This window comes from Streptomyces sp. NPDC052043, assembly GCF_044548235.1.
Taxonomy (GTDB): Bacteria; Actinomycetota; Actinomycetes; order Streptomycetales; family Streptomycetaceae; genus Streptomyces.
On the sequence record NZ_JBIUBT010000002.1, the window covers coordinates 318215 to 339408 of the forward strand.

19 protein-coding genes and 1 pseudogene are annotated in these 21194 nt (G+C 71.4%); 8 read left to right on the plus strand and 12 right to left on the minus strand.

The window, feature by feature from the left end; all coding sequences use genetic code 11:
* Window positions 1–8 precede the first annotated feature (8 nt).
* Entirely contained in the window at window positions 9–329 is a 321-nt protein-coding gene (locus ACIHCX_RS06055) for an urease subunit gamma (protein WP_400027042.1), read from the minus strand.
* 84 nt (window positions 330–413) lie between these two features.
* Window positions 414–1442: an urea transporter gene (locus ACIHCX_RS06060; protein ID WP_400027044.1), complete on the minus strand. Its 1029-nt coding sequence runs from the start codon at window positions 1440–1442 to the stop codon at window positions 414–416.
* A 352-nt stretch (window positions 1443–1794) separates the two neighbouring features.
* On the opposite strand from ACIHCX_RS06060, the pseudogene ACIHCX_RS06065 reads away from it, so the two are divergent.
* The 3 genes and pseudogenes from ACIHCX_RS06065 to ACIHCX_RS06075 form a co-directional block, all read left to right on the plus strand.
* Window positions 1795–1944: pseudogene (locus ACIHCX_RS06065) on the plus strand (VapC toxin family PIN domain ribonuclease); the annotation flags it as partial.
* A gap of 275 nt (window positions 1945–2219) precedes the next feature.
* Window positions 2220–3374 carry a glutathione-independent formaldehyde dehydrogenase gene (locus tag ACIHCX_RS06070; protein ID WP_400027045.1) on the plus strand — a complete coding sequence of 385 codons (1155 nt, stop codon included), beginning with the start codon at window positions 2220–2222 and terminating at the stop codon, window positions 3372–3374.
* A gap of 318 nt (window positions 3375–3692) precedes the next feature.
* Window positions 3693–4268, plus strand: coding sequence for an NADPH-dependent FMN reductase (locus ACIHCX_RS06075; protein WP_400027047.1), 576 nt, complete (start codon window positions 3693–3695; stop codon window positions 4266–4268).
* Window positions 4269–4366: 98 nt separating this feature from the next.
* On the opposite strand, the gene ACIHCX_RS06080 is transcribed toward ACIHCX_RS06075, so the two are convergent.
* Window positions 4367–5737, minus strand: coding sequence for a glutamine synthetase (locus ACIHCX_RS06080; protein ID WP_400027049.1), 1371 nt, complete (start codon window positions 5735–5737; stop codon window positions 4367–4369).
* A gap of 79 nt (window positions 5738–5816) precedes the next feature.
* Window positions 5817–6584: a FadR/GntR family transcriptional regulator gene (locus ACIHCX_RS06085; protein ID WP_400027051.1), complete on the minus strand. Its 768-nt coding sequence runs from the start codon at window positions 6582–6584 to the stop codon at window positions 5817–5819.
* 111 nt (window positions 6585–6695) lie between these two features.
* Between ACIHCX_RS06085 and ACIHCX_RS06090 the strand changes: the two genes are divergently transcribed.
* Together ACIHCX_RS06090 and ACIHCX_RS06095 are read left to right on the plus strand one after the other, a co-directional pair.
* Window positions 6696–7577 (plus strand): carbon-nitrogen hydrolase family protein, encoded by an 882-nt coding sequence (locus ACIHCX_RS06090; RefSeq protein ID WP_400027053.1) that lies wholly within the window; start codon window positions 6696–6698, stop codon window positions 7575–7577.
* A 102-nt stretch (window positions 7578–7679) separates the two neighbouring features.
* The gene (locus ACIHCX_RS06095; RefSeq protein ID WP_400027054.1) at window positions 7680–9038 is read left to right on the plus strand and encodes an APC family permease; all 1359 of its coding nucleotides are present in this window, start codon (window positions 7680–7682) and stop codon (window positions 9036–9038) included.
* Window positions 9039–9066: 28 nt separating this feature from the next.
* Here the strand turns inward: ACIHCX_RS06095 and ACIHCX_RS06100 are convergent, their stop codons facing one another.
* From ACIHCX_RS06100 to ACIHCX_RS06135, 8 genes are all read right to left on the minus strand, one after another.
* On the minus strand, window positions 9067–9972 hold the full coding sequence (locus ACIHCX_RS06100; RefSeq protein ID WP_400027056.1) for an endo alpha-1,4 polygalactosaminidase: 906 nt from the start codon (window positions 9970–9972) through the stop codon (window positions 9067–9069).
* The gene (locus ACIHCX_RS06105; protein ID WP_400027058.1) at window positions 9969–10631 is read right to left on the minus strand and encodes a spherulation-specific family 4 protein; all 663 of its coding nucleotides are present in this window, start codon (window positions 10629–10631) and stop codon (window positions 9969–9971) included. The genes ACIHCX_RS06100 and ACIHCX_RS06105 overlap by 4 nt, the downstream gene beginning before the upstream one ends.
* On the minus strand, window positions 10628–11551 hold the full coding sequence (locus ACIHCX_RS06110) for an NAD-dependent epimerase/dehydratase family protein (protein WP_400027059.1): 924 nt from the start codon (window positions 11549–11551) through the stop codon (window positions 10628–10630). Before ACIHCX_RS06110 ends, ACIHCX_RS06105 begins: the two co-directional genes overlap by 4 nt.
* A gap of 7 nt (window positions 11552–11558) precedes the next feature.
* Window positions 11559–12272, minus strand: coding sequence for an NDP-sugar synthase (locus ACIHCX_RS06115; protein ID WP_400027061.1), 714 nt, complete (start codon window positions 12270–12272; stop codon window positions 11559–11561).
* A 34-nt stretch (window positions 12273–12306) separates the two neighbouring features.
* On the minus strand, window positions 12307–13308 hold the full coding sequence (locus tag ACIHCX_RS06120; RefSeq protein ID WP_400027063.1) for a GDP-mannose 4,6-dehydratase: 1002 nt from the start codon (window positions 13306–13308) through the stop codon (window positions 12307–12309).
* Window positions 13309–13438: 130 nt separating this feature from the next.
* Window positions 13439–14842: a hypothetical protein gene (locus ACIHCX_RS06125; protein WP_400027064.1), complete on the minus strand. Its 1404-nt coding sequence runs from the start codon at window positions 14840–14842 to the stop codon at window positions 13439–13441.
* Window positions 14839–16395 carry a GT4 family glycosyltransferase PelF gene (gene pelF, locus ACIHCX_RS06130; protein ID WP_400027065.1) on the minus strand — a complete coding sequence of 519 codons (1557 nt, stop codon included), beginning with the start codon at window positions 16393–16395 and terminating at the stop codon, window positions 14839–14841. The genes ACIHCX_RS06125 and pelF overlap by 4 nt, the downstream gene beginning before the upstream one ends.
* Window positions 16396–16477: 82 nt before the next feature.
* On the minus strand, window positions 16478–18604 hold the full coding sequence (locus ACIHCX_RS06135; protein WP_400027067.1) for a hypothetical protein: 2127 nt from the start codon (window positions 18602–18604) through the stop codon (window positions 16478–16480).
* Between the two features lie 437 nt (window positions 18605–19041).
* On the opposite strand from ACIHCX_RS06135, the gene ACIHCX_RS06140 reads away from it, so the two are divergent.
* From ACIHCX_RS06140 to ACIHCX_RS06150, 3 genes are all read left to right on the plus strand, one after another.
* Window positions 19042–19296: an STAS domain-containing protein gene (locus ACIHCX_RS06140; RefSeq protein WP_400027069.1), complete on the plus strand. Its 255-nt coding sequence runs from the start codon at window positions 19042–19044 to the stop codon at window positions 19294–19296.
* Window positions 19297–19448: 152 nt separating this feature from the next.
* Window positions 19449–20273 carry a hypothetical protein gene (locus ACIHCX_RS06145; RefSeq protein WP_400027070.1) on the plus strand — a complete coding sequence of 275 codons (825 nt, stop codon included), beginning with the start codon at window positions 19449–19451 and terminating at the stop codon, window positions 20271–20273.
* Window positions 20270–21193: a nickel/cobalt transporter gene (locus tag ACIHCX_RS06150; RefSeq protein WP_400027072.1), complete on the plus strand. Its 924-nt coding sequence runs from the start codon at window positions 20270–20272 to the stop codon at window positions 21191–21193. The genes ACIHCX_RS06145 and ACIHCX_RS06150 overlap by 4 nt, the downstream gene beginning before the upstream one ends.
* Window position 21194 lies beyond the last annotated feature (1 nt).

Below are 21194 nucleotides of genomic sequence, written 5' to 3' on the forward strand. Positions count from 1 at the left end.
CGGGTAGGTCATGAGGTCTTCGACTCGCCGGAAATCGGGTTCACGCAGGTCACGAGCTGGGTTCCGTCCTTGAACGTCGCCTCCACCTGCACCCGGGTGGCGATCTCCCGCACCCCGTCCATCACGTCGTCGGGAGAGAGCAGCCCTTCACCGATCGACGTCGCTTCCGGCACGGTCTTGCCGTCCCGGGCCGCTTCCAGTACCGCCTCGCAGATGAGTGCGATGGATTCAGGGACGTTCAGCTTGAGCCCCCGCCCCTGGCGTCGGCGGGCGAGTTCCGCCACCTGGTAGATCATCATCTTGTCCTGCTCACGCGGGGTGAGCAGCATGGAGGGAGTAAAGATCTCCGACACGGCTGGCTCTCCTTTCCTTGTCTCCTCTTTCGGTGCCTGACCGAGGTGCGGCCCATGGGGTCAGGCTCTCCCCGGCGACGACCTGGCCGAGCGCAGGTTGACCTCGGGTGTACCTGCGTCCGCGGGATGCACCGCTCGCAGGCGGGTGAGGGAGTCTGCCGCGAAAATGCACGCCCAGGTGGTCGCGACGAAGGGCGCGGTCAGTACGGGCAGACCGGCCGGCGAGAGGACTGTGGCGAACATGGCGTAGACCACGACACTGGTTGCGGCGGCGATCGCCGCGAAAACCGCCGACCACCGGCTGAGCAGGTAGTAGAGGCCGCCCAGGGCAATCGCGGTCAGCACCGCGTTGTAGCCCGGAATCCCGTCATGCAGAGTGCCGGCGGGCATGCCGAAGGCCCACCCGATTCCCAGGCCGATCAAGCTACCGATGGCCGCCACCACGGCCGACAGCCGTGAGTTCACCAGGATGCCGACGAGGAAGGCCACCCCCGTCCACAATCCGGTTTGCAGCAGGACCTGAGAGAAGCCGTTGAAGAATCCGAAGAGAAGGTCCGACGGTGTCAAGGCGCCACTGGTGTGCGGGATCCCGGCCGGGAGCTGCGGTCGGGCAGAGGCGGGCGAACTCGTGAAGTGGCTGAACTGTCGCAGGCCGGCGAGGAAGATCCACGCGGTCAGCACAAAAGCCGCCGTGAGGGTGGGGACGTGCTCGGAGTTGAGGAAGTCGTGGATGGCGGCGGTGAGGACCGCTGCCGCCATGGAGGCAAGAACCACATAACCGACCAGCGCGTAGCCGTGCCTCACGTAGGTGGCCAGGGCAATGGCCACCAGGGTTCCGTTGAAGCCGTAGAGGCCCCGCCGTACCGTCGAGCGGTCTACACCGGCCGCAAGGGCCGTGGCCGTGGACACCGCCACGCCCAGCAGAGCATAGAGGCCGGTCACGTAGCTACTCAGGAAGATGCCCACCAAGAACAGCAGCCCGGTGAGAGGGTTGTTCTGCAGGAACACCTGCCCGACACCGCGCAGAGCAGCATCGAAGAAACCACCCACAGGCGACTTTGAGATGCCTGTCAGAGAGCACGCCACCATGGCGACTCCTACGTCGGTGGTCCGGTGTGCTGGCTCCTTGAGGGGCAAGGCGCAGCGCGATTGGTCGGATTGCAGCCCTCGGGATCCCACCCTCGGGGGAAGGCGAGTCGCGGAAAGAAGTATATGCCTATTTGGTATAGGTCGACCACTTTATGTAGATATATTCCGTGCTCACCGTATTTGCCAGAGGGGCTCACGGATCGTACGCACCCCGTCCGAGAGGCACAGGGCGGTGCCCACCGTGATCACATTGCTGGGACACGGGTTCCTCTGGTTTCGCGCACGTCGCCGACGCGGCGGGACATCGGCCAGGAACTGGGGGAGGCGACCGGCGTTCCCACGGAAGGCGTCGCGCCGCCGGGTGGCCGACCTGATGATCGCTGCCTTCGCCGTGGCCGAGGACCTTCCCCTCTTCACCACCAACCCCGATGGCTTCAAAGGGCTGGACGATCTCCTCACCGTCGTACCGGTCACTCGCCCGAAAGTGCCCCACGGGAGCTGATGCCCATTTTCCGGGGACCCGGAGCTCCCATGGACAGGCTCCCCAGGGCGTCCCGTCCGCAGCTTGACAGGCGTGATGGGGGTGGGAGGGTGGAGGAGCGGTGGCGCGGCAGTTGTCCCCGAAGGCCGAGGACGTTGCGGAGCGCAGGATTGTTCCGCTGCCTGAGCGGGACGTGCGCGCCGGTTTTCGTCGCCTGAGTCATTCAGAGTGGCCTGATCCCCCTGCGCAGTTCCCGTTGCCGGCCATCGTGCGGTGAAACAATCGAAGGGGAAGTCATGAAGGCCGTTGTCTATGACGGGCCGCGCACCGTCAGTGTGAAAGATGTCCCCGACGCGCGCATCGAACGGCCCACCGATGTGCTGGTGAGGATCACCAGCACCAACATCTGCGGGTCGGACCTGCACATGTACGAGGGCCGCACGGACTTCGAGCAGGGACGGATCTTCGGCCACGAGAACCTGGGGGAGGTGACCGAGGTCGGCGCCGGGGTCGACAGGGTCAGGGTCGGGGATCTGGTCTGCCTGCCGTTCAACATCAGCTGCGGCTTCTGCCGGAACTGCGAGCAGGGGCTGACCGCTTTCTGCCTGACCACTGCCGACAACCCGAAGACGGCCGGTGCCGCCTACGGCTTCGCCGACATGGGCCCGTACAGCGGCGGGCAGGCCGAACTGCTCAGGGTGCCCTACGGTGACCACAACTGCCTGGTCCTGCCGGAAGAGGCCCGGGAGCGGCAGACCGACTACGTGATGCTGTCCGACATCTTCCCCACCGGCTGGCACTGCACGGAACTCGCCAGGATACAGCCCGGCGATACCGTGGTGATCTACGGTGCCGGCCCGGTCGGCCTGATGGCCGCACTGTCGGCGAACCTCAAGAGCGCATCCAAGGTCATGGTCGTGGACCGCCACCCGGACCGCCTCGCGCTGGCCGAGCAGATCGGGGCAATTCCCATCGACGACTCCAAGGCCTCGCCCGTCGACCAGGTCAACGAGCACACAAACGGCCTCGGGGCGGACCGGGGCTGTGAGTGCGTGGGCTACCAGGCCCACGATCCCCAGGGCCATGAGCACCCCAACATGACGCTGAACAGCCTGGTGGAGTCGGTGAAGTTCACCGGCACCATCGGCGTGGTCGGCATCTTCATCCCGCAGGACCCCGGCAGCCCCGACAAGCTCTACAAGCACGGTGAATTCGCCTTCGATTACGGTCTGTTCTGGTTCAAGGGCCAGTCGGTCGGCAACGGGCAGGCCAACATCAAGGCCTACAACCGCCAGCTGTGCAACCTGATCCAGCAGGGCAAGGCCACACCGTCCTGGATCGTCTCCCACGAGCTCCCGCTGGACCGGGCCGCCGAGGCCTACCAGCACTTCGACGCCCGTGACAACGGATGGACCAAGGTCGTCCTGCACCCCGACGGCGGCGCCCGTTGAACAGTCGTCACCGGCAACCCGCCCGGGGCAGGCACCGCAGAACAAGCCAGCATGCGGCCCCCGGCCGAGTACGACTCGGGGCCGCCAGGCCACCGTCGGCGCACGGCCAACACCCCTGACGTTGGGCGTGCGCCGACGGGCGCGCTCGGGCTATCGGGGTGAGCCCAGCATGACGGCACCGTGACGCGTACTCCTCCGTTTGGATCAGCCTGGAAGGCGGATTACCAACGACCGTGATTTCGTGCACCAGGAGGAAGTGCGCCCGCTTCCGGCGAGAGGCCCGGTGAATGCAAGGCGCGCGCATCGAAGCGAGGAGAAATGACCACGTACAAGGTCGGCTACATCGTGGGAAGCCTGGCGGCTCAATCCATCAACCGAACGCTTTCCAAGGCCCTGATCCGACTGGCTCCACCGGACCTGGAGTTCCATGAGATCCCGATCAGCGATCTCCCGCTTTACAGCTACGACTACGACAGTGACTTCCCCAGTGAAGGCAGGAGACTCAAAACTGCGATCTCTTCCGTCGACGCCATTCTATTCGTCACCCCGGAATATAATCGATCAATCCCCGGCGCTCTGAAGAACGCCATCGACTGGGCCAGTCGCCCTTGGGGAGACAATTCATTCACCCACAAACCGTCCGCGGTAATCGGAGCCTCCCCCGGTGCCATCGGGACAGCCATCGCCCAGCAGAGCCTTCGCAGCGTTCTAAGCTACTGCAACTCTCCACAAATGAACGCACCCGAAGCCTACATCAGGTTCAACTCGGAAGTATTCACGGACGATGGTCAGGTCACCAATAGTGATACGGAACAGTTTCTGACACGCTTTATGGAGGAATTCCGCGATCACATCGTGCGCGTGCTCTCCGTGCTGCCTCCCAGAAACGTGTGATGCCCTCGGCCGCGATCACCTGAACAGCACGCCCGTACGGAATCCCCAGCCCCACTCTCGGTTTCGAGAAGCCCTCTAGTAAGTACAGCGGTCGGGCGTCAGTACAGCAGTCGGGCGGCCGTCGCGATGCTCTGCGGCGTCGCCCCTTCGAACCGGGCGGCCTCCGCACGGCGTACCGCGACGACCGCGCCGAACAGCGACTCTCCGAGCGCTTCGCGCAGCACCGCCGAGCGCTCGAAGTGCGCCAGCGCCTCGGTGAGCGAGGCGGGCAGCCGTGTCACCCCTCCCACCTGGGCGGGGTCACCCACCACGGGCGGCGGGAGGGTCGCGGCGGCGTCGATTCCGGCGAGGCCGGCGGCGATGACCGCGCCCACCGCCAGATAGGGGTTGGCCGCCGCGTCGAAACTCTTGATCTCGGCGTTCGCCGCCCAGTCGGCGTCCGGTGCCCCGGCGACGAAGCGGATCGCGGCCTCACGGTTCTCCGGGCCCCAGCACTGGAAGGCGCCGGACCAGCGCGAGGGCTCCAGCCTCAGATAGCTGGCCGCGGCGGGCGCACCCAGGGCGAGCAGCGCGGGCAGCTCCCGTAGGACGCCCGCGAGGAACGCCTCGAAGACCGCCGTCATCCCCTGCGGGCCGTCCCCGTCCCGGCACAGGTTCCGGCCGTCCTGCCAGAGACTGAGGTGCAGGTGGCGCCCGTTGCCGACCGCTCCCGCCTCGACGACCGGGGCGAACGAGGCCGTCAGCCCGTGCCGCGCGGAGACCGCCCTGACCGTCTCCCGCACGAGCACCGCCAGATCGGCCGCTCCCACCGGGTCCTCGGGTGCCACGGACACCTCGAACTGGCCGGGCGCGTACTCCGGGTGCAGCTGCTGCACGGCGACACCCTGCGCGACCAGGGCGTCCAGCAGGTCGCGCAGGTAGTCGGACAGTTCGACGAAGCGTGCCATGCCGTACGCGGGGCCCGCGGCCGGGCGGGTCGGCGACGAGGACGAGGCCGGCGACGGGGACGTGTCCGCGTCCCGGCCGACCACCCACTCGGTCTCGAAGCCCATGCGCAGGGCGAGCCCGCGTGCGGCGGCCCACTCGGTCATCCGCCGCGCGAACAGCCGTTGGCAGCCGGGGTACGGGGCGCCCCGCTGGTCGTGGCGGTCGGCCGGCGCCCAGGCCCAGCCGGGCTGCGCGGCCAGCGGGGTCAGCCGGTCGAGGTCGGGCAGGAGCCGCAGGTCGCCCTCGGGGGTGCCGGGGTGCCCGCCGGTGGTGACGGAGTCGTCGGCCAGGAACAGATCGAAGACCGGCGGCATGGCGACACCCCACTGCACGGCGTCGGGCAGCGCCGAGACCGGCACGGTCTTGACGCGGGTGATGCCCGCGGTGTCCACCATGGTGAGGACGACCCCGCTCACCCCCTGCGCCGTCAGCCGGTCGGCCTGCTCGGCCGCCCGGGCCCGCTCCTTACGCGCGGCGGACATCGCATCCTCCTTCACCGCCTGCGGCCGTGGCCGGCTCCGCGGTCGTGCTCTTGAGTGTGATCGCCGCCGGGGGCGCGCGTCAGCGCCGGTCGAGGAGGTCCATGAACATGCTCTTGTGGAGGTCCTCGACATGCCGGCGTGCCACCTCGGCCGCCTCCGCCGCGTCCCCGCGCTCGATCGCCTTCACCAGGGCGCGGTGCTCGTCGTTGGAGTGGCGCAGGAAGTCCAGCGGGTAGGGCAGGTAGTAGCGGTACAGCTCCCGGAGGACGGCGCCGTAGGGCTCGGCGACGGAGTCGAGGCCGGTCGCGGCGGCCACCGCCCTGTGGAACCGCTCGTCGCAGCCGTGGAACTCCGCCCAGCTCGGGGCCCGGTCCATCTCCTCGACCAGCCGGTCCAGTTCCCGCGCGGACTCGGTGTCGAGACCGCGGACCGCGGCCAGGTGGGCGACCCCGCACTCCAGGACGAGCCGGTGGTCGATCAGCTGGTGCACGTCGGCGGATGCCGCCCGGTACGTCTCGACGGCCCCGACCGTGGAGTGCGCGGGCCGCTCGGCCACCAGCGTTCCTCCGGTGCGTCCGCGTCTGCGCTCCAGCACGCCCTCCTTGCACAGGGCCACCAGGGCCCGGCGGACCGTGATCTCGGAGACGCCGAGGGCCTCGGCGATCCGGTCGCTGCCGGGCAGCCGCTCACCGGGCGCCAGCAGACCGAGATCGACGGCGAGCGCGATACGGGCCCGTACGGCGTCCAGGGCGGACAGCCGCCGGATGGCGGTGAGCGGCGGCGCGTCCAGACCGTGCGTGGCCTGCTTCTCGCGCGCCGGACGGGAGTTCACGGGGGAGCCGGGCATGGCGACACCGTACTCAAAAAGTGCTCATCTTGAACACTCTTGTTTAAGTGCTCATCGTGCTCTATTTTTTTTGGCCATCAGGCCATCTGCTGTCCGAAAGTGGTGACTCCCGTGTCCCGGCCCCTGCCCATCGCCCTCGCACAGGCCCCTCCGCGCTCCTCCCGCGCGCCGCTGGCCGGCTTCGCCGACGAGGTCGAGGACCTCCTCGCGCGATTCCCCGGGACCCGGCTGGTGGTCCACCCCGAGCTGCACCTGTGCGGCGTGGAGGGCTCCCGGGAGGAGCGGGAGGCCCAGCTGCGGGAGGCCGCGGAGCCGCTGGACGGCCCACGGTCCAGGATGCTCGCCGAACTCGCGGGGGACCTGGGCGTCTGGCTGCTGCCCGGCAGCGTGTGCGAGCGCGGCCCGGGCGGCGAGCTGTTCAACACCGCGCTGGCCTTCTCGCCCGAGGGCCGGCTCGCGGCCTCGTACCGCAAGATCTTCCCCTGGCGCCCCTACGAGCCCTACGACCCCGGCGACCGCTTCGTCGTGGCCGACCTGGCCGACGCGGGCCGGATCGGCTTCGCGATCTGCTACGACGCGTGGTTCCCCGAGGTCTCCCGGCATCTGGCCTGGATGGGCGCCGAAGTGATCGTCAATCCGGTGATGACGACGACCGCCGACCGCGCCCAGGAACTGGTCCTGGCCCGGGCCAACGCCCTGGTGAACCAGGTCTACGTGATCAGCGTCAACACCGCGGGCCCGGTCGGCACCGGCCGCAGCCTCGTGGTGGACCCGGAGGGCCGGGTGCGGGTCGAGGCCCCCGACGCCCTGCCCACCGTCCTCACCGATGTGCTCGACCTCGATGACGTCACCCGGGTCCGGACCCACGGCACGGCGGGCCTCAACCGCGTGTGGGACCAGTTCCAGGACGGCGACGCCCCGATCGAGCTGCCGCTGTACCAGGGCCGGATCGACCCCCGCCGCTGGAACCCGGACCGCCGCGCCGACGGCTGACCGCCCCGCTTGCCCGCCGCCGCCCCGTCCCCCGCGCCCCGGCGCCCGCCGACACATCCCCGCAAGCCCGCCCGGCCCCTTCGCGCCCCCTGGAGCCCCGCCATGGAACACCCCACCCCGACGCTGAACCGGACCCTGACCCTCAGATCAGTGGTCGCCTTCGGCCTCGCCTACATGACCCCCCTGATCGTGCTGGGCACGTACGGAGTCATCGCGCAGACGACCAACGGCACCGTGCCGACCGCCTATCTGCTGGCCATGGTCGCGATGATCTTCACCGCACACAGTTACGGCAAGATGGCCGCGGCCCATCCGGTGGCGGGCTCGGCCTACACCTACGTGCGGCGGGCCATCGACTCCAGGGCGGGCTTCCTCGTCGGCTGGGCGACGCTCCTCGACTACTTCTTCCTGCCCATGGTCATCTGGCTGATCGGGGGCGCCTATCTGCACGCCCAGTTCCCCGGCGTGCCCTCCTGGGTCTGGATCGTCGGCTTCATCGCGCTCACGACCGCGTTGAACGTGCGCGGCATCCGCACCGCGGAGAAGACCAACGACCTGCTCATGACCTTCCAGGTGCTCGTCATCGGCTTCTTCGCGCTCTTCTCGCTGCTCCACGTCTTCCGCCACTCGGGCACCGGAGCGCTGTTCAGCGCCACGCCGTTCCTCAACGACAACAGCACCCTGGTCGGCGTCTCGGCCGGAGCGGCCATCGCCGCCTACTCCTTCCTCGGCTTCGACGCCGTCACCACCCTGACCGAGGAGACCGTCGAGCCGCGGCGCACCATCCCCCGCGCGATCATCCTCATCGCCCTGATCGGCGGCGGCATCTTCGTCCTCCTCGCCTACACGACCCAGCTCGTCCACCCCGGGAGCACCTTCGCCGACCCGGACTCGGCCGCCTTCGAGATCGCCAAGACGATCGCCGGGAGCCTGTTCTCCTCGATCTTCCTGGCCGGCCTGGTGGTCGCCCAGTTCTCCTCGGGCATCGCCGCCCAGGCCAGCGCCTCCCGCCTGCTGTTCGCGATGGGCCGGGACGGAGTGCTGCCGCGCCGCTTCTTCGGGTTCGTCCACGCCCGGTTCCGCACCCCCGCCGTGAACATCGTGCTGACGGGGGCGATCGGGCTCGTCGCGCTGCGGCTCAACGTGGCGACCTCCACCTCGTTCATCAACTTCGGCGCGTTCACCGCGTTCACCTCGGTCAACCTCAGCGTGATCGCCATGTTCGCGCGCGAGCGCCGCGCGGGGCGCAGGCTCAACCCGCTCACCCACGTCGCCTTCCCGCTGATCGGCGCGGCGGTCGACATCTGGCTGCTGACCCGCCTCGACGGCAAGGCCATCACCCTGGGCCTGATCTGGCTCGCCCTGGGCGTGCTCTACCTCGCCTACCTCACCCGCCTGTTCCGCACCCCGCCGCCGGAGATCGACTTCACCGAGGAGACCAAGACCCCCGAACCGGTCTGACCGGGAGCGGGCCCGCGTCCGAGCCGGCTCAGCAGGGCTCGCGCCACACCCCCAGCTCCGGCTTCTTCCGCATCGACGACAGTCCCAGCCTGCGCGACTGCGGACAGAAGCGGTCCGCCGGCACCGCGTACTCCACGTGGAAGACGGCCTTGCCGGCCGCCACGAACGGGCTCAGCCGCTCGCACTCCCGGTACTGCGCGCACTCCTCGTTGACGGCGAAGTCGAAGTCGCCCACGAGCTGCGGGATCTGCGGCAGGTCGTTCTTGAGACCCACCGACAGGCCGCGCTCGTGGGCGATCTCGGCGATCATGCGGTTGTAGCGGAGCTGGTCGCGTGCGGTGAGCGGGAAGCCGGTGGGGTTGGAGTAGCCCTCCACCAGGTCCGGCTCCACCGCGTCGAAGCCCTTGTCCCGGCACATGTCGAACCGCCGCTCCATGATCGGGCGCAGGACGGAGACGCGGCGGATGTCGAGCCAGCGCTCGCCCTGCCACCCGTTGGCCTCGCCGAGCAGCGAGCGTGGGAAGGCGTCCTTGTCGGGACGGAAGTCCTCCCAGGCGCCGACGTTGATGTAGCAGATCACCTTGCGGCCGGCCCGGTGCAGGCGGGCCACGTCCGCCGCGGTGTTCTCGAAGCCGTCGATGTCGTAGACGGGCACGTCGACCGAGGGGTCGGCCCTGGCGTCGAGCTGCCACTGCCAGGTCAGGCCGGGCCGCGGCCGCCACAGCGCCTCACGAGGGGCGCGGGAGGCAGCGCCGGCCGTCGTCCCAGAAGGCGTCGCCTCCGGGTCCGTCGGGTGGCCGGGGCCGCCCGGTGCCGTCCTCGAGCCGGGCCGTGCGGCCCCGCCCTCCTCCCCGCCGGCGCCGGAGCACCCGGTCAGCAGGGAGGCCGCCAGCGCGGCCAGTGCCGCCGCGCACGTCAGTGTCCTGATCCTCATCGCACCGTCCCGGTCAGCGCCGGCGTCAACCCGGCCCAGGGGTTCGGCTGTTCTCCCGTCACCGGCCCGCAGACCGCCGCCCCGCGCGCGCACGCGGTCCGCACCGCGAGCGGCACGAGCGCCTCGGGCACGCCGTAGACGAGGTGGCAGAACCGCTCGGCGGGCTGCCGTGCCGTCCAGGCGGGACGGCTGAAGGCCGACACGTACGTCGACCAGTGGCCCTCGAAGGTGACCGTCAGATCGGCGATGCGGGCATAGCCCGGCGCCGGATGGACGCCCGGGTTCAGCACGACGGTCCCGGCGCCGAGCCGGCGGGCCGACCGGACCAGCTTCCGGCAGGCCGGCAGCCCGTCCGGCGCCGCCGTCACGCGGTCCAGGAAGCAGCCGTCGGCCGCGTACCACTCGCGGTGCCGGCGCACCTCGTCGGCGACCTCGGCCGCGGCGCGCGTTCCGTAGTCGGTGTCCACGTAGCCGAGCAGCCGGGCACCGGCCGCCCGCAGCGCCTCGGCCACCGCCGTGAACGCCGGGTCCGGACCCGCGCCCGGCCCGCTGGCCGGATTCAGCACGACCGCGTACGTGCGCGCCGCCCCCCTGATCAGACGGTGCCAGGCGCCCGGGTCCTCGGCCGGATGGACGTACAGCGGAACCAGCAGACTCACCGGACGACCTCGACTCCCGGGGCGTGCGCTCCCGGCTCGGCGGCGGTCCACAGCGCGGCCAGCGACTCGCCGAGGGTGTACGACGGCCGCCAGCCCAGGGCCTCGGCGGCGGCGCCGATGTCGGAGCACTGCCAGGACACCCGCGCCGATCGGGCGGAACCGCCCCCGTCCTCCTCGACACGGCCCCGGAAGCCGGCCAGGGCGGTCAGCTCGCGCACCAGACGGCGTACCCGGACGGCCTCGCCGCCGCCGATGTTGAGCACCGGTGGCAGCGGACCGTCGGCCGTGACCGCCAGCGCCACCGCCCGGGCGACGTCGCGCACGTCCACGAAGTCCCGGTGGGCGGACAGGTCGCCGAGCCGCAACACCGCCTCCGGGTCCGGGCCGGCGTCGCGCAGCAGCGCGGTGATCCGGCCGGGCAGTCCGGTGACCGGTGCTCCCGGGCCCACCGGGTTGCCGACGCGCAGCACCACCGCGTCCAGACCGGAGGCGGTCACGGCGACCGTGCCCGCGAGCTTGGTGGCGCCGTACGGGCCGAGCGGGCAGGTGGCGGCCGACTCGGTCGCCTTCGTGCCGGGCCGCCCGGGGCCGTACTCGGCGGCCGAGCCGAGGTGCACCAGGCGGGCGGCGGGGGCCGCCTCGCGCAGCGCCGCGCACAGGACGGCCGGGCCGCGGGCGTTGACCTCCGCGAGCGCGACACCGTCCCCGCCGGTCACACCCGCGCAGTTGACCACGGCGTCCGGTGCCGCCCGCACCAGGAGTTCGGCCAGGCGCTCCGGCGGGTCGCCGGCGAGGTCGACCCCGACGTCGGCGTCCGGGGAGCGGCCCGCGGTGAGCACCCGCGCCCCCGGCAGGGCACGCAGACGGGCCATCACGTGCTGTCCCAGGTAGCCGGTGGAGCCCAGGGCGAGGATGCGCATGCGTGGTTCAGGCTCCTTTGAGCAGCAGGGACTTGCGGGTGGTGAACTCGGCGTTGGCCTGGTCGTAGTCGTCGGGCCGGCCGATGTCCAGCCAGTATCCGTCGAACTCGTAGGCGTGCGGCGGACGCTGGTCCGCGAGCAGGTCCAGGACCAGTTCGTCGAAGCCCAGCGGCAGGCCGGGCGTGTAGCTGTCGAGCGTCGCACGGGACAGTCCGTAGACCCCCATCGAGACCCGGTAGTCCAGGCTCGGCTTCTCGGTGAAGGCGACGACCCTGCTGGCGTCGGTGGTCAGCACCCCGAAGTCGATGTGCACCTTGCGGGCGTACGTGGCGATGGTCAGCGGCGCGCCCGAGGCCCGGTGCCTGCGCAGTACGTCCGCGTAGTCGAGGTCGGTCAGGACGTCGCCGTTCATCACCAGGAAGGTATCCGGCAGCCGGTCGAGCATCGTCAGCAGGGGACCCATGGTCCCCAGCGGGCTGTCCTCGGTGGAGTAGTCGACCTTCATCCCCCACTGCGAGCCGTCGCCGACGTAGGCGCGGATGATCTCGCCCAGGTGGCCGATGGCGATGGTGCACGTGGTGAATCCGGCCGCGGAGAGCTGGCGCAGCACGATCTCGAGGATGGCGTGCTGGTCGCCGATGGGCACGAGCGGTTTGGGCAGCGCCGTGGTGTAGGGCCGCAGCCGGACGCCCTTGCCTCCTGCCAGGATGACTGCGTGCATGGGGCCTCTCCTTCGTGGACGGGCCGTACGAGGGTCAGATGTTGTAGATGCCGGTCTTGTAGCGGGCCAGGTTGGCCGGGTCGCGGAAGAACTCCACGGTGTGGGCGAGCCCCTGCTCCAGGGTGTGCGCGGGCCGCCAGCCGGTCGCCTCGGCGAGCCGTGTCGCGTCCGCGACCAGCCGCATCACCTCGGAGGCCGCGGGTCGCAGGCGCTCGGCGTCCTCGCGCACGTCGACGGCGGTGTCCATGACCTTGCCGATCAGCGTGACCAGGTCGCCGACCGAGATCTCCCCGCCGGTCCCGGCGTTGAAGGTGCGCCCGACGACCCGTCCGGCCTCGGCCGTGCCCACCGCGAGGAACGCCCGCGCGGTGTCCGCGACGTAGGTGAAGTCGCGGGTGGGACGCAGATCGCCGAGGGTGATGGTGCGCTGCCCGGCCGCCACCTGGCCGATGACGGTGGGGATCACCGCGCGCATCGACTGCCGCGGTCCGAAGGTGTTGAACGGCCGCAGCGTCACCACCGGCGTGCCGAAGCTGGCGTAGTAGCTGTCGGCGAGCCGGTCCCCGCCCGCCTTCGAAGCGGCGTACGGCGACTGCGTGTTGATGGGGTGGTCCTCGGTGATCGGCACCGTACGCGCGGTGCCGTACGTCTCGCTGGTGGAGGTGTGCACCAGCCGGGGTGTGCCCAGGGCGCGCACCGCCTCCAGCACGTTGAGCGTGCCGGTGACGTTGGTGTCCACATAGCTGTGCGGCGCCTGGTAGGAGTACGGGATCGCGATGAGGGCCGCCAAGTGGTAGGCGCAGTCGGCCCCTTCGAGCAGGCCGCGGACCGAGCCGGGGTCGCGCACGTCGCCGAGCACGATCTCCACCTGGTCCAGGACGTCGGAGGGCAGGGTCTCCAGCCACCCGTAGGAGGAGAAGGAGTTGTACTGGGCCATCGCCCTGACCCGGTGGCCGGAGGCGACGAGCACTTCGGTGAGGTGCGAGCCGATGAAGCCCTCGGCTCCGGTGACGGCGGCGAGCGGTGCGGATGTCAACTCTGGTGTCCCTTCAGGGCGTTCGGTGGATCACCGCAGAGAGCCGCGGTGCTGCGGCAGTCGCGGTGGGGCGGAGGGGGCGGTGGCACGGGGAGCCGCGGCGGCCGGAGCGTTCCGCGGTCCGGGGCGGTCACAGGTGCGGGGCGGGCCGGCCGAGCCGCCACAGCACGTACCCCGACAGGCACAGCGCCGCCGCCGCGCAGTACGGCGTGAGCACCGCGGGCCCGGGTGGCAGCCGCAGCAGGGTGGCCGCGCCCGCGCAGCCCGCGGCGAGCAGGCAGACGACCGCGGGCGGCCAGGCCACGCCGAACGCCTGGAGCAGCAGGGCCGTCCACAACGCGGCGGCGAGCAGCAGTAGTTCGGCCGGGTCGGCCCCGGTGAGCAGGGCCGCGGGCAGCAGCGGCAGGAGGTAGGCGGACAGGCAGAGGCCGAGGACCCCCACCGAACGCAGCAGGAAGGCGGCGGGTGTGGCCGTACGCCGCAGTGCCGCCAGCGACCAGCCGCGGTAGCGGTACAGCAGCCACTCGGCCGGCCCCATGCTCACGGTCAGCACGATCACCGCGTACGGGTGCCGGCGGCCCTCCAGCAGCACCAGCACCGCCGCCGCCAGGCCGAACAGGGCATAGGGGAGCGAGGCGGTGAGCGCCGGGCGTGGGCCGTGGGCGGCGGCCGGGGCGGCGAGCAGGACCCGCACGGCCCGTACGGTGGCGGCGAGCGTGGCCAGCAGCGCGAGCAGCGGCAGACCGGCGCGGAGCAGCGGTCCCGGCTCCCACCACGGCAGCACCGCCGCACCCGCGACCAGCGGGGTGAGCGCGGCCAGGAGCCACCGCTCCCGGGCGAGCACCAGCAGGACGCCCGCCGCGGCGAGGTACGCGGACTGCGCGGCCACCACCCAGAGCACCTGCCCCGTGCCGGAGAACGGCACCGCGGCGGCCGTGGCCGTCACCGCCCCCAGCGGCGCCCCCACGAGCAGGGTGCGCCCGGCCTCCCGCGGCGCCGCGGCCTTCCGCAGGTGCGCGCGATGCCCCACCGCCTGGCCCCAGGACCAGGACACGATGAGCGCCACGACCAGGGCGGGGGCGTGGTCCTCGGCGTGCCAGAGCGGGGCGGCGAGCAGATAGGCCAGCCCCGGCAGGGCGAACAGGACGCCGCGCAGCAGACAGCGCACATGGTCCGGACGCCATGGGTCCGGGGCCCGGGCAGGCTCGGGAAAACTCCGCGGCACCCGCTCGTAGAGCGCCGAGGCCAGGGAGAACAGGTTCGGATGCCCGTACCGGCGTCGGACGACGTCGGTGGACAGGCCCTCGGCCTCCAGCAGCGCGGCCACCTCGTAGGGGTGCACCGCGGGACCGACGCGGTCGGCCAGCACGGCGGCGAGCCGGTCGACCTGGTCGTCGTCCGGGCCGTGCCCCGGCCGCCGCAGGGCGAGGGTGCTGTCGTCCGTCCGGTGCGGGCGCGGCGCCTTCCGGGCGAGCCGGAGGGCGAGCGTGTCCGGCCCGGACGCGTCCGGTTCGAGTGCCATCGGTCCGCTCATATCGCCACGCTCCCGGTGACGGGGCCGGCCGGGCTGACAGGGCCGGCCGGGGCGGCGGGAGCGGCCGGGGCCCCCGGGGCGGCGGCGTCCGCCGCCGGGTGGGTGCGCGGTCCGCGCTCCGCCAGGTCCAGGTAGATGGCGCGGAACGTCTCGATGGTCCGGCGCAGGGTGAACTGTTCGATCACGCGCAGCCGGGCCGCCTCCCCCATCGCCCTGCGGCGCCCGGGGTCGTCCAGCAGGCGCAGCGTGGCGGCGGCCATGGCGGCCGGGTCGCGCGGCGGCACCACGAGACCGGTGTCGCCGACGGCCTCCCGTACCCCGCCGACGTCCGTGGAGACGGTCGCCCGCCCGCACGACATGGCCTCGATCAGGGTGAACGGGAGCCCCTCGCTGATGCTGGAGAGCATCACCACGTTGCCGGCGGCGTAGGCGTCCTTGATGTCCTTCACCCGTCCCTCGAACCTGACCGCGTCCGCCTGCCCGAGCTCGGCTGCCAGGGCCTCGCAGCGGGCCCGGTACGCTTCCCCGCCGCGCGGCGTGCCGCCGAACAACCGCAGCCGGGCCTCGGGCAGTTCGGTCCGGACCAGGGCGAAGGCGCGGATGAGGGTCTCCAGGTCCTTGATCGGGTCCACCCGGCCCGCCCAGCTGAGGGTGGGCACCTCCGGCTCCGGTCCGGCCGGCGGGAACGCGGCCGGGTCCACGCCGTTGTAGACGGTGCGGATCGACTCCGGTGCGGCGCCGCCCTCCTCCTCCCACAGCCGGTTGTAGCGGTTGCCCGGGGTGATCAGGGTGGCCCTGCGGTAGCTCTCCTGGGTCAGCAGCCTGAAGAAGCCCAGGACGAGCGCCTTCACCGGCCAGCGGTAGGGGGCGGTGCGGTGACCGAGATAGCGCTCGCGCAGATACACCCCGTGCTCGGTCAGCAGCAGCGGCACCCCGTGCTCTTCGAGGGCGGTCAGACCCGGCAGGACGGCGACTCCGCCGCTGACCGCGTGCGCCACCCCGCTCGTGGGCGGCGGCGCGGCCAGCGGGCGCAGCGCGTGTTCGAGCAGCCCGACCGCGGTGAGCGCGTCGTGCAGGGTCGGCCGGGCCTCGCGCACCAGCAGTCCCGGCCGGTTCCAGACCGCGGTCAGGACGGAGAGGGCCTGGTCGCCGCGGAGGAAGGCGCTCAGGCCGCCGTCGGCGGCGGCCCGCGCCATCGTGCGCAGCGCGGGCGCGAACCCGTCCTCCGCGCACGGGTCGAGCAGCGCGGTCAGGAACCGCTCGTAGGCGCCGGTGAGCCGGTTGCGCGCGCGTCCTCGCGGTGGGCGGCCCTCGGGAGGGTCGGCCCACAGCGGGACGGTGACCAGGCGCGACACATGTGCGGGCAGGTCCCACACCAGCGGCTCGCGGCCGGTGCCGGTGACGGCGAGCACGTCGAACTCCAGGTCGGGCATGCCGTGGACGAGCTGGTCGCACCAGACGCTGACGCCGCCGTGACTGTGGGGATAGGTTCCTTCGGTGAGCAGGGTGACGCGCGTCGGGACAGCGGGGCGCGCGCCGTGCTGAATGTGCATCGCAGTGCTCCACGGCCGAGGTGTGAGTGGTCGTGCCGGTCCCGGCCGCCGGGTGGCGGCCGGGACCTGTGGGTGGCGTGCTTCAGCCCGCCGTGTTCTGCGCGGGCGGCTCGCTCACACCCGCGGGGACGCGGGTGCGGGGTGCGGGAACGGTGACCGGGCCGTGCTGGGCCGCCTTCGCGGCGGTGTGCGGTGCGGCGGCGGACGACGGCAGCCCGAGCGTGAGCGGCTGCCCCGTGGAGGCCGTCCAGCCGGACAGCGCGCCCGCGTACGCCGAGCCGAAGGCGTGGCCGGACAGAGTGGTGCCGGCCGGCATCGTGGCGGTGACCGTCACCCCGGCGGGGGCCGAGACCGTGACCGTGCCGCCGATGCGGTACGCCGTCACCTGCCCGTTGCCCAGAGCCGTCCGCCAGTCCGCGCGGCGCTGCATCTCGACGCCGATGTCCTTCATCCGCGGGTTCACCACGGGGGTGTCGTCCGCGAACAGCGCGCGGTAGCCGTCGAGCACGCCGGCCATGACCGGGTAGGCGAGGCGGTCCTCGGCGAGATTGGACTGGTGGATGAAGTGCGGCTTGGGATCGCCCGCGAGCACGTGCCCAAGGGCGATGCGGGTCTCCAGCGGCACGATGTGGTCGGTGTAGCCGGTGGCGAGGTCCAGCGGGGCCGGCAGGCAGGTGGTGGTGGCCGGGTTGTCCTCGCAGATGCCGCTGCCGCCCTGGGCGCGGCTGGTGTAGATCCAGTTGTACTCGTCGACCTGTTCGGCCGCCCGCCCGGCGTTGTAGAAGATGTTCATCGGGTAGCGGGAGACGGTGGTGGCGCTGCCGACCTTGCGCAGCACCGGGTCGCGGGAGTTGTCCGAGGCGAGCCAGGACACGCCGTTGTCGGTGAGCGCGGGTGCCAGGTTGGGGTTGTCGTCGGGCTGCTGCGGCAGCACCTTCAGACCAGAGTGCTCACCGGTGACCAACTCGTCGTTCTGCAAGGGCAGTCCGACGCTCTGACCCCACTGCCGGTTGTGGGCGATCTCGTCGGAGATGTCCTTGCGGCTGACCCACTTGGTGCTGCCGTCCGCGTTGGACGCGCACCGCCAGGGCACCACGGTGACGTCCTGCTCGCAGCCGAGGAAGGCGTGCGTGTAGGTGTGGTTGACCCAGCGGAACTCGCCGCGCTCGGCGATCAGCCGGTCGGCCGGCGCGTCGGCCCCGTTGTGCTCGGCGCGCTGGTCGACGCTGCCGACGCCGTTGTAGACGAGGTCGAGGGTGAAGTGGTGGTCGCGCTGCCAGGCGACGGCGTGGTCGACGTCCGCGGCGGTCATCCGGATCGGGTCGGGCGTGCCCGCGCCGTCCGGGCAGTCGACGTCGCCGGGCGTGCAGTTGAGTTCCGTGTCCCAGCGGTCGTCGGCGGCGAAGACGTCGTCGACGTGGACGGCGAAGTAGTTGCGGGAGGCGCCCAGGTGCACCCCGCCGGTCATCCACTCGACGATGCCGCGGGCCAGCAGCTGGAACTGCTGTTGGTACTGGTTGTAGACGAAGGTGACGACCAGTTCGCGCCGCCCGTCGTGCCGGTACTCGCCGACCAGCGAGCCGCGTGCCGACTGCCCCGGGACCGGAGCCTCGAGGTAGGGCGTGAAGTCCGCCCCCTCGGCAGGACGCGCGAGGTAGGCGTAACTCTCGGACACCGTGGGCGAGATGTCCTCGAAGGGCACGGCGCCCTTCAGATAGCCGAAGGCGCCCGCCTTGCCGGCGGCCGTCACCTCGGCCTGCACGCCGTCGACGTCGCCGGAGTAGTCCGGGTACTGCAACCCCGCCTCCGGGCGGGCGTAGGTGTAGGCGTCGACCTGCGGAATGTCGTACGTCCGCTCGTAGTCCGCGAGCGCCGCCATCTCGGGCGAGTCCGCCGGGAACGGGTTGTCGTTGGGCAGCACGACGGCCTGGAACCTGGCCCGCGGCCGTCCGTCCACCGTGTCCGCGAGGAAACCGGCGTCGATCACGGGTCTGCCCGACTGGTTCAGGTCGATCGTGGTGTAGGGCGTCCCCGCGGTGTCCAACTCGGCCGCGATCGCGCCGGTGGCCGGGCCGCCGTCGCTCACGATCAGCGTCCGCAGATCGACGCGTGGCGCGGTGCCGTCGGCGTGCGCGGCCCCCGCGGGCATGCCGAGCGCGGCCACGAGCGCGCTCACGGTGAGTGCGGTCGTGCGCATGGTCCTTTTCATGCGGTCGAAGTCCTCCCCCCGGGCAGGGGTGAGTACAGCTCCCACGGAGCGGACGCACCCCCCTCGCTCGACGCCGGCCGTCCCCTCGAAGACCGGTCGCCGAGGCATCCGTCTGTCACATGGTGACGTCTTTGTGTGATTTTTGTGACCAATTTGCGGGGAGTGGCGGAAACTCGCAGGTACACGTCACGTTGGATCCGAACGGGAAGGCTCTTCCGGGGCCGGAGTCGAGGCCTGTGGCACCGTCCGGCCCAACGATCACTCTCCCAGGTCGAGGCGCAACCGGAACCCCGCCCGCCTCATCCGGTCCACCGGCACCGGCCCCACCGGGACGCGCGCACCGCTTGTCGGCGAATGGATCAAATCCGGTCACGCCGGGTCGAGTTGGAATCGGTCGCAGGCCTGGGCGCGGGTGGGGCCGGCGGGGAGGTGGCCGAGTGCGCGGCGACGGCGGTCGGCTCGCGGTCGTGGTCAGTCGTTCGCGCATACGTCTCATCGTCGACCTGACCGGGGCGACCTTCATGGACTCCACCGGCCTCGGGCTCCTCGTCGGCATTCACAAGCGGATCCGTGCGCGCGCCGGCGTCCTGAGGCTGGTCATCGTCAACCCCGACATCCGGCAGATCTTCACCATCACGAGCCTGGACCAGATCCTCCCGATCTACGGGTCCGCGCAAGCCGCGATGGGGTGAAACGACCCTTGCCCGTACGTGCTTCGGGGGCCGCACGTTCATCTGGCCTCCACATGATGGTCGGTCACGTGTCCGGTCGGTTGGACAGAGTGCCGTGTGAACGTCGCGTCATCGAACGCCGAGCCTCACCGACCGCACGAAAGAACCGCACCGTGTCCCTGCAGCTTCCCGCCCGTTCGAGGGCTTCGGTCCGGCTGTCGTCGGGCACCGTTCTGGCGGGGGCGGCGTTGGCGGTGCTCACCGTCTTCGCGGGGCCGGCTCCTTCCGCGGCCGCGCACCCGTTCGGTCCACCGTCCACTGCCAGGGTCAGCGTCCAGGGCTCCCGTCTTCTGCTCGCCTGGAACACCGACAAGCTGGACTGGGTGACGCTCGGCCAGTCCCTCGGGGTTTTCGATGCCCAGGGTGGGGGCGGCTCCCCGGCGCTGTCGTTCGAGCAGCGACTGCGGCAGTCGCCGGCCGTTCGGGCCTACCTGCTCAAGCACATCGCGGTCGGTCAGGACGGCCGGCCCTGCCGGGGGACCGTGGTCGGGGCGATGAAGGACTTCCCCGCCCAAGGGGCCCAGCTCGCCTTCGCCTGTCCGGACCCCGTGGTCGAGGTGGACGTCACGATCAGCGCCCTCACGGACCTTCACCCGGCATACCGGACCATGCTCACCTCGGAGGGGCCGGCCCAGTCGGAGCAGACGCTGTTCACCTCTGCCCAGCCGACCGCACACGTACGGTTCACGGCCTCGGGGGGAAGCGTCCGCAGGACGGTCGCGGTCTTCTCCGCCGGCACTCTCGCCGCCGCCCTGGCCATCGGCGGGTGGGTCCTCCACCGCTTTCGCCGCCGCACGGCTGCCCGTGCCGGCACCACCACCTCGGGACCCGGCCTGCCCGCCGCGTCCCCGGCAACCCCGGACGGCCCAGGTGCGCAGGCCCTGACGAGCGCCGACCCCGCTACAGGCACAGGTACAGGCACCAGGAGCAACGCATGACAGGCATCGGACGTCTCGACAACCACCTGATAGCCCTTTTCGACGGGCACGCGCTCTTCTGGGTCGCCCTGGTCGTCGCGCTCGGCGTCGGCGCCGCTCACGCCGTTGCCCCCGGCCATGGCAAGAGCATCACCGCCGCGTACCTGGTGGGAACGCGGGGCCGTTACAAGGACGCGGTACGCCTCGGCGTGATCGTTGCCACGATGCACACCTTCTCGGTGCTGGTGCTCGCACTGCTGTGGGTGGGCGTCAGCAGCACGGCGGTCAGCACCAAGACCGCCACCGCGTGGATGCAGGCCGCCGCAGGAGTGGTCGTCGTGATCGTGGGGGTGGGCCTGATCCACCGGCAGCTCCGCGGCCGTGGGCATGCCCACGGTCACAGCCACTCCCATGGGCATTCCCACGAGCACGAACACGGGCACGAACACGGGCACTCCCACGAGCACCACGACCACGGGCACACCCATGAGCACCGCGACCACGAGACGGACTCGCGGGACGCCACCGCCGCCCACGCCCACCACCACGTGGAGCAGCTGACCAACCCGTGGTCCCGCCAGGGCCTTGCGGCACTGGCGCTCTCGGGCGGACTGCTGCCGTCGCCGTCGGCGTTCCTGATCTTCGTCAGCGGTCTGCTGACGGGCCGGGCGCTCGGCGCGCTGGCCATCGTGCTCACGTTCGGCGTCGGGATGGCGCTGACCCTCACGGGTGTCGGAGTGGCCACCATCCGCGGATTCACCGTCATGGAGAAGCGGTTCCGCGGCCGGACCGCCGCCGCCAGACTCAGGACCTGGACCCCGCTTCTGGCCGGTCTCGCGGTGGCGACGGCGGGGTGTCTCTACGTCTTCGCCGCGGTCTCCACCCTGACGGACGACGGGGACGACCTGGCTCCGGCCTCCAGCACGGCGACGTTGCCCTGAC